Origin of the sequence: Bradyrhizobium diazoefficiens (assembly GCF_016616885.1) — a bacterium.
Taxonomy (GTDB): Bacteria; Pseudomonadota; Alphaproteobacteria; order Rhizobiales; family Xanthobacteraceae; genus Bradyrhizobium; species Bradyrhizobium diazoefficiens_F.
The window spans coordinates 8078330-8085095 of record NZ_CP067102.1 but is presented as its reverse complement, the minus strand read 5'-3'; the positions used below and the strand labels follow the sequence as shown (position 1 = coordinate 8085095).

Genomic DNA, 6766 nt, shown 5'->3' with positions numbered 1-6766 from the left:
CATTTGAGAACTTTTCTTGAGAGATAAGGTTGCGTGGTGGGCGCCATGCAGAGTTCCTGCCATCAGGGTTTCTGCAATGGCGCGACCTCAAGCGAGTCCATCTGCGGACATAGCTCGACCATTCGGCGCGAACGCCGCGGTCAGATCAGCGATGTCAGAGATGGAGGAGTCGCGAGGTCAGCGCATACTCGGCGCGTCGTCACACGCGGGAGGTTGGAAGTCCGACAGGTCCGGAACGGCATCGTTCGAAAAAGAGATTTGCTTCAATACCGCGTTGAGTCTGTAAAACATGATACCTCCCCGTCCTGCCGTGATTGCTCACGACAAGGTCCTGCGTGTCCTAGAAGACAACTGCCACCGAAGTCGCTGATGTCCCGCCCGTCTGCACTGTTCGTCCGCTCGGCTACGCCATCACGTGTGTCGGGGTAGCCTCATGACGTCCTGGGCGCGAGCGAGATAAGAAAAATCCCGCTTGGAGACATTCAGACAAAGAGCTACCGTTCCCACATTGCTATGGGTTTTGATCCGACAATCGCTTGTTGAAGCGTCGCCCACGTGCACACCGCCGCCGATTTGCACGCTCGCCCCGTTTCCGATACCGCGCTGGTCTCAAGATCGTGGGCGCCGCGAACGACTTAAGGAATACACTAAGCGGAAAGACTCGCAACGAAATTGATTCACACTTGAGGCATCAAAAAACTTGACCAGCGTTAACGCCGCGCAGGAGTTGTTCACAGGCTTCGGAGCAAGTTTCTGGATTCGTGCACAGATTCGAAAACCGCGCGCGTCATGTGACAATTCCCCGCCACCGCCAAAAATTTTTTACAAAAGCGTCACGCGCGTGCCGTGCGCGCGAATTTTCCAAATGCTTGTCGCCGCTATGTCGATAAGTGATTAGCGAGACATCGTTTTTTGAGTCTCGTTTCGCAGGGTAACTCCACAGCGAAACGTCTTCCGGTGAACTACGGTGTGCAGAACCCGCGCGCGCGAGAATGCAACTTGCGCCCGCCCCGCAGGGGTTTTTCGCAGCGCAGCGCAGTGAAGGTTTCCGCTGTTGCAAAAACAACGGCAGGTAGAGTTACGGAACGCCGCTTCGCGGACACGACGAAAGTCTGCCGACGGAAGACCGGTCGCCCAAAGACCGCGAGGGTGAATTGTGACAGACAGCAAAAAGCCCGGCGCGAAGCCGGGCTGATTGGCGAAGGCGATGCACGCTTCAACCGATCGAACGAGACGATCAGGTCGCGTTGACGAACTTACGTCGCGAATTTACTTGGCGAGCTTGGCGATCTGCGCGGTGAGGCGCGAGACTTTGCGGCTGGCGTTGTTCTTGTGAATGATGTTGCGCTGGGCGGCGCGCATCAGCGCGGGCTCGGCATTGGCCAGCGCCTTGACGGCGGCGGCGCGATCGCCGGTCGCAATGGCTTCTTCGACGTTACGCACAGCACCGCGCATCTGGGTGCGGCGCGACTTGTTGACGGCGGTGCGGCGGGCGATCTTGCGCGTCGCTTTCTTGGCGGAGGTAGTGTTGGCCATGGTCTCAATGTCCTTTGCGGGTACCGGTCGCGTCTTAGTCGGGTAGCGCCGGCAGCTTGACCGCGGAATCGACGCTCGGATTTAGGGTGTTCGGTTGCTGGCCGTTCCCGGAACATGAGCGATAAGCCTTGCGGCCATCTCTGAGGCTCAAAAGAGCCTGCAACTGCTCAAAGAACAGCGGCGGCAGGATTGCGCCCACCGCCAGTTGGCGCCCTTATAGAGGGGGTCTTTGGCACCGTCAACGCTTTAGGGACTGGAAAAGCAGGGCCCCGGAGCGCGCCAGGGGGCCGTAACGCCCTGATGAGGTTGAATTTCTGCCGTCTCCCGGCTATTGGCTGACGGCATCTCCAGGGGTCGTCCGATCGGATGGCCATAGAGGGTAGGGCATGATCCGCGGCTTTTTCCGACTGATTGGGCTGTTGCTGCTGGCCGGCGGGTTCTTCTTCATGGTCTATGACGGCGCCCGCTGGGTAGCCGACCAGACCCTGCGCTTCACCCGGTTCGGCCAGTTCTGGAACGACATCCACCAGGCCAGCCAGTCCGCATTCCGCGCCTGGGTCGAGGCCAAGGCGCCCTGGCTCTGGACCTCGGTGATCCGCCTGGTGCTGGACCAGCCGGTTTTCGCCGTCCTCGGCCTCCTCGGCATTTTGCTGATGATCCTGTTCCGTCCGCGCAAGCCGCTGATCGGCTACTCCCGGGACTGAGTTGCAAGCGAGGGCGCTGTAACAAGCCTGCCCCTTCCTGCGTAAAGACCTATATTCCCACTCGATCGCGAGCACGTCGCCTGAGCACCTGGCTCAGGCGCGCGACAGCTCGTTTCTCGGAGATCCGATCATGCTGTTCATGCGCAAGACCACCGCACTGCCGAGCGCAGCCGACGCGCTGCCCGGCCGTGCGCGACCGATTCCGACCGCGAGCATCCATTTCGTCAACGGCGCGAAGCTCGCCCCGCCTTATCCCGCTGGCCTCGAGCAGGCCGTGTTCGGGCTCGGCTGCTTCTGGGGCGCCGAGCGCAAGTTCTGGGAGCTCGGCGACGGCATCCATGCGACTGCTGTCGGCTACGCCGGCGGTCACACGCCGAACCCGACCTATGAAGAGACCTGTTCGGGGCGTACCGGCCACACCGAAGTGGTGCTGGTCGTGTTCGATCCGAAGAAGATTTCCTACGAGAAGCTCCTGAAGACGTTCTGGGAGAACCACAACCCGACGCAGGGCATGCGCCAGGGCAACGACGTCGGCACGCAGTACCGAAGCGCGATCTACACGTACTCCGACGCGCAGAAGAAAGCGGCCTTCGAGTCGAAGGCGCTCTATCAGAAGGCGCTTGCTGCAAAGGGGCTCGGCGCCATCACCACCGAGATCGCGCCGGCCGGCGAATTCTATTTCGCCGAGGACTATCATCAGCAATATCTGGCGAAGAATCCCGCCGGCTATTGTGGCCTCGGCGGCACCGGCGTGTCGTGTCCCATCGGCGTGGGTGTGAGCGCGTAAGCGCGCCACGAAGTTGGTGCACCTCTCCCGCTTGCGGGAGAGGTCGGCGCGTAGCGCCGGGTGAGGGTTCTCTCCTCTTGGGGAGTGTCCCTTTGCGGAAGCACCCTCTCCCCACCCCTAGCGGGAGAGGGAGCGCACCGTGCTCGTTGCTTGCATCGTCGCGCCGCAGCCCCGCTCAACCTTTTATTAACCATAACCGGTGCATCACTGGAGCTGTCTCGTTTTCGGGGATGGCTCCGGTGCCGGTTGCGCGCGCGTTTCGATGGTCGATCTTGGCAGCGTCCGCCGCGCTGACCCTGGGCGGCTGCATGCAGACTGCCGGCCCCGTCGCCTACGTGCAGCCCCGTCCCGATCTGGACACGATGGCCTATGGCCAGCCCTATAGCGCTCCGCATGCGGTCGTCGTTGCCAACGGCGGCGGTGCCATTGATGCGCTCACCAATTCCTTTGCCGCAGGCACCGCGCCCGTGCCGGTCGCCTATGCCGCGCCAATGGTGGCCGCACCCGTGCGCTACGACGCCTCCTATCACCTCGATGCCGGCGACAAGCTGCGCGTCGTGGTTTACGGGCAGGAAGGTCTCACCAACAGCTACGCCATCGATGCCGGCGGCTCCATCACCATGCCGCTGATCGGCGCGGTGCCGGCGCGCGGCCGCACCACGGCCGGTCTCGCCGGTGAAATCGGCGCGCGTCTGCGCAACGGCTACATCCGCGAGCCGTCGGTTGCCGTGGAGATCGAGTCCTACCGCCCGTTCTTCATCCTCGGCGAGGTCGCAGCGCCCGGCCAATATCCTTACGTGCCCAACATGACGGTCGAGAGCGCGGTCGCAATCGCCGGTGGTTTCTCGCCGCGCGCCAAGCGCGACGTTGTGACCGTCACGCATGCCGAAGCCGGCGGCGCCATGCGCGCCGTCGTGCCGCTCGGCACGCCCGTCAGCCCCGGCGACACCGTGTTCGTCGGCGAACGCTGGTTCTGACGAAGTACAACGTACTTCGTCATTCCGGGGTGGTGCGCTAGCACCAGACCTCAGGTGCGCAATTGCGCACCGGGGAATCTCGAGATTCCGGGCTCGCGCTACGCGCGCCCCGGAATGACGGCGGAGATTATCTCCGAAAATCGAGCCGCCCGTTCGGAAAGCAGCCGTCGATGCGCGCGTCATCGACCACAAGACCAATCCATGGCCGCATGATCGCGGGATTGGTCAGGTTGATGTATTTCCCGACCAGACGATGGCCGCTCTCGCGAATAGCATCGATCAGTCCGTGCCGGCGGCCATTGTCCCAATCAAACCGCAGGTAGATCCGCTCGCCCACGACACGGACCTCCGCACGGCCCTGCTTCCATGTCTCCGGCGTATCGCCGGCAATGGTCGGATCGGCGCCGCCATTCCAGCGGCTCGCCCAGGTGCCTTCGAGCGGGTCGGAGATTGCGGGAATGGATGCCCAATGGGCCGCATTGCCGTCGGCGGCATCGCCGGCAAGCCGGGCGGTCGCGGCATAATCCATGACGTCGGAATCGCTGGGATCCGGCACGTCCATAGTGCCGAACGGATTGCGGATGATGATGTTTGTATTGGCCTGCTGCATGACGCTCTCCCGGCGTGAACTGGCTTGATCAGCCAGCTCTATCGCCGCGCGTCGTGGTGCAGCCACCCGATTCCTGCTCTGACGGAGGCTACTTCAAATGTTTCGCGAAAAAGTCCAGGCTGCGCGGCCAGGCGGTCTCGGAGCCGGCCTTGTCGTAGCTCGGCCGCTCGTCGCAATGGAAGCCGTGCTGCGCGCCGGGATAGATGAAGACCTCGACATCAGGCCGCTTCGCCTTGACGGTCTCGACGTCGGTCAGCGGAATGCCGGCGTCCTTCTCGCCGAAATGCAGCTGCGTCGGCACCTTCGGTTTCTCATCTGCAAAGCGCACGACCGCGCCGCCGTAATAGCCGATCGCGGCCTTCAGGCCTGAAAGCCGCGTCGCCGCGACAAAGGCGACGCTGCCGCCGAGGCAGAAGCCGATGATGCCGACCGGGCCGACACCCTTCACCGCATCGATCGCAGCCTGGGTGTCGCGCAGCATCGCGTCCCAATCGGGATTGGCGACGAACTTGCGCGCCTCGGCGATCTCGTCGGGCGTATAGCCCGACTGGAAGCCCGGCGAAGTGCGGTCGAAGATCGACGGCGCGATCGCGACATAACCTTCGTCCGCGAGGCGGTCGCAGACCGAACGGATGTGATGATTGACGCCAAAAATCTCCTGGATCACCACCACCGCGCCCTTCGGCGCGCCCGAGGGGTCGGCGCGATAGGCGCCGAGCTGGAAATTGTCCGACGCCGTCAGTTTGATGTCTTGTCCCACGCGGGTTGTCCTTCTTGCTTATCGATCTGGGAGGTCGCTCTCACCTCACTCCCACATCCAGTTCTCGCCGTAATCCTCCTTCCATCCTGCCAGCCGTCCATGACGGAATTGCAGGAACAGGCGGTGGCGGTACGGCACCAATCCACTGCCGCCGATGTCGCGTAGCGCGAGATAGATCTCGTTGCCGGGGCGTCCCTTGACGTATTGCAAGCGCTGTCCGAGGGCGTGCGCGGTCTGCTCCGCATCCATCCCGAACGCCAAGGGCGTGTTGTTCGACAAGGTCTCGACGAAGGGATGGCGCAGCGGCACCGTTCCGAACGGCTCGGCCTGCACGGACGCTGCCATTGAGAGAAGCGCTGCGCCCGCAGCCAACATTGCCCGCTTCATTGCCGTGATCCTCATCTCGCCGCCTATTCCGGCAAGTTCTTCAGGAAAGGCGCCACGGCGTCAACAAAAGCCTTGGGCTGATCGATGTTGACGGCGTGCCCGGCCGCGGGGATCACGACCTTTTGTGCGCCGGGGATCTTGGCCGCCATGTAGTCGGACGCCGCCAGGAACGGCGTGTCGTCGGCGCCGACCACGATCAGCGACGGCACCTTGATGTGTGGCAGCAGCTCCATCACCTTGGCGTCGCGCTGGGTCAGCATGCCGCGCGCGGCCAGTGCCAGGCCGTTGGCGTTGCGATGGCTGGCGGTGGCGCGCTCGCGCGTCGCCGCCTTCAACACGTCGAGGCCTTCACGATCGAGCTTGTCGGCGGTGGCGAGTGCGCGCGCATTCCAGGCCTCGCGTGCATCATCTTTCTTGAAGCCGGGGCCGGTGTCGATGATCAGCAGCGCCCGCGTGCGCGCTGGATGGGCGCGATAGAACGCCAGCGACATGTAGCCGCCGAGCGACAGCCCGCCGATGATGGCGCGCTTGACGCCGATCGCATCGAGGATCGCCGCGATGTCGCCGACCGTGAGCGGCTCGCTATAGGCTTTGGGATCGTCGGGATAATCGGACTGTCCGTGGCCGCGCATGTCCCACAGCACAAGCTTGTGGTCCTTCGCGAGTGCATCGATCTGCCCATGCCACATCGCCGACGTCGAGCGGAGAGATACCCCTCATCCGGCGCTTCGCGCCAACTTCTCCCACAAGGGGAGAAGGGAACGTCCGCGTCCGCGTCCGCAGTTGCACACTAGCTCCCTTGGTTACCTGCAAGAAACTGCCCAGACGCGATAGCATGCGTGCTCAGCGTGTGCTTGTTGTGTCTAGTCGCTAGCATCAGCGCACTTGACGCAACGCACAACATACCGCCACCGCGTTTGTTTCGACCGATTCCAAATTGCATTTGCCTCTGCGCGCGAACGCGATCATTCTTCGCGCAAGGCGGCCGCCGACCCGGTGGGCGTC

7 protein-coding genes and 1 pseudogene are annotated in these 6766 nt (G+C 63.1%); 3 read left to right on the top strand and 5 right to left on the bottom strand.

Annotated features, from left to right (window positions below; translation table 11 throughout):
- Positions 1–1269 precede the first annotated feature (1269 nt).
- Positions 1270–1536 (bottom strand): 30S ribosomal protein S20, encoded by a 267-nt coding sequence (gene rpsT / locus JJC00_RS37695; RefSeq protein WP_018319466.1) that lies wholly within the window; start codon positions 1534–1536, stop codon positions 1270–1272.
- Between the two features lie 386 nt (positions 1537–1922).
- On the opposite strand from rpsT, the gene JJC00_RS37690 reads away from it, so the two are divergent.
- The 3 genes from JJC00_RS37690 to JJC00_RS37680 all read left to right on the top strand — a co-directional run bounded on the left by JJC00_RS37690 (position 1923) and on the right by JJC00_RS37680 (position 4004).
- Positions 1923–2240 (top strand): hypothetical protein, encoded by a 318-nt coding sequence (locus JJC00_RS37690; protein WP_200470753.1) that lies wholly within the window; start codon positions 1923–1925, stop codon positions 2238–2240.
- A gap of 130 nt (positions 2241–2370) precedes the next feature.
- Positions 2371–3027 (top strand): peptide-methionine (S)-S-oxide reductase MsrA, encoded by a 657-nt coding sequence (gene msrA / locus JJC00_RS37685; protein ID WP_200470752.1) that lies wholly within the window; start codon positions 2371–2373, stop codon positions 3025–3027.
- A gap of 239 nt (positions 3028–3266) precedes the next feature.
- Positions 3267–4004 carry a polysaccharide biosynthesis/export family protein gene (locus JJC00_RS37680; RefSeq protein WP_200470751.1) on the top strand — a complete coding sequence of 246 codons (738 nt, stop codon included), beginning with the start codon at positions 3267–3269 and terminating at the stop codon, positions 4002–4004.
- A 127-nt stretch (positions 4005–4131) separates the two neighbouring features.
- Here the strand turns inward: JJC00_RS37680 and JJC00_RS37675 are convergent, their stop codons facing one another.
- The 4 genes and pseudogenes from JJC00_RS37675 to JJC00_RS37660 form a co-directional block, all read right to left on the bottom strand.
- A complete protein-coding gene (locus tag JJC00_RS37675; protein WP_200470750.1) occupies positions 4132–4614 on the bottom strand; it encodes a hypothetical protein in 483 nt (160 codons plus the stop codon).
- A gap of 88 nt (positions 4615–4702) precedes the next feature.
- Positions 4703–5374, bottom strand: a complete 672-nt coding sequence (locus tag JJC00_RS37670) for a dienelactone hydrolase family protein (RefSeq protein WP_200470749.1) — start codon at positions 5372–5374, stop codon at positions 4703–4705.
- 45 nt (positions 5375–5419) lie between these two features.
- Entirely contained in the window at positions 5420–5761 is a 342-nt protein-coding gene (locus tag JJC00_RS37665) for a hypothetical protein (protein ID WP_200470748.1), read from the bottom strand.
- A 23-nt stretch (positions 5762–5784) separates the two neighbouring features.
- Positions 5785–6462: pseudogene (locus tag JJC00_RS37660) on the bottom strand (alpha/beta fold hydrolase); the annotation flags it as partial.
- Positions 6463–6766 lie beyond the last annotated feature (304 nt).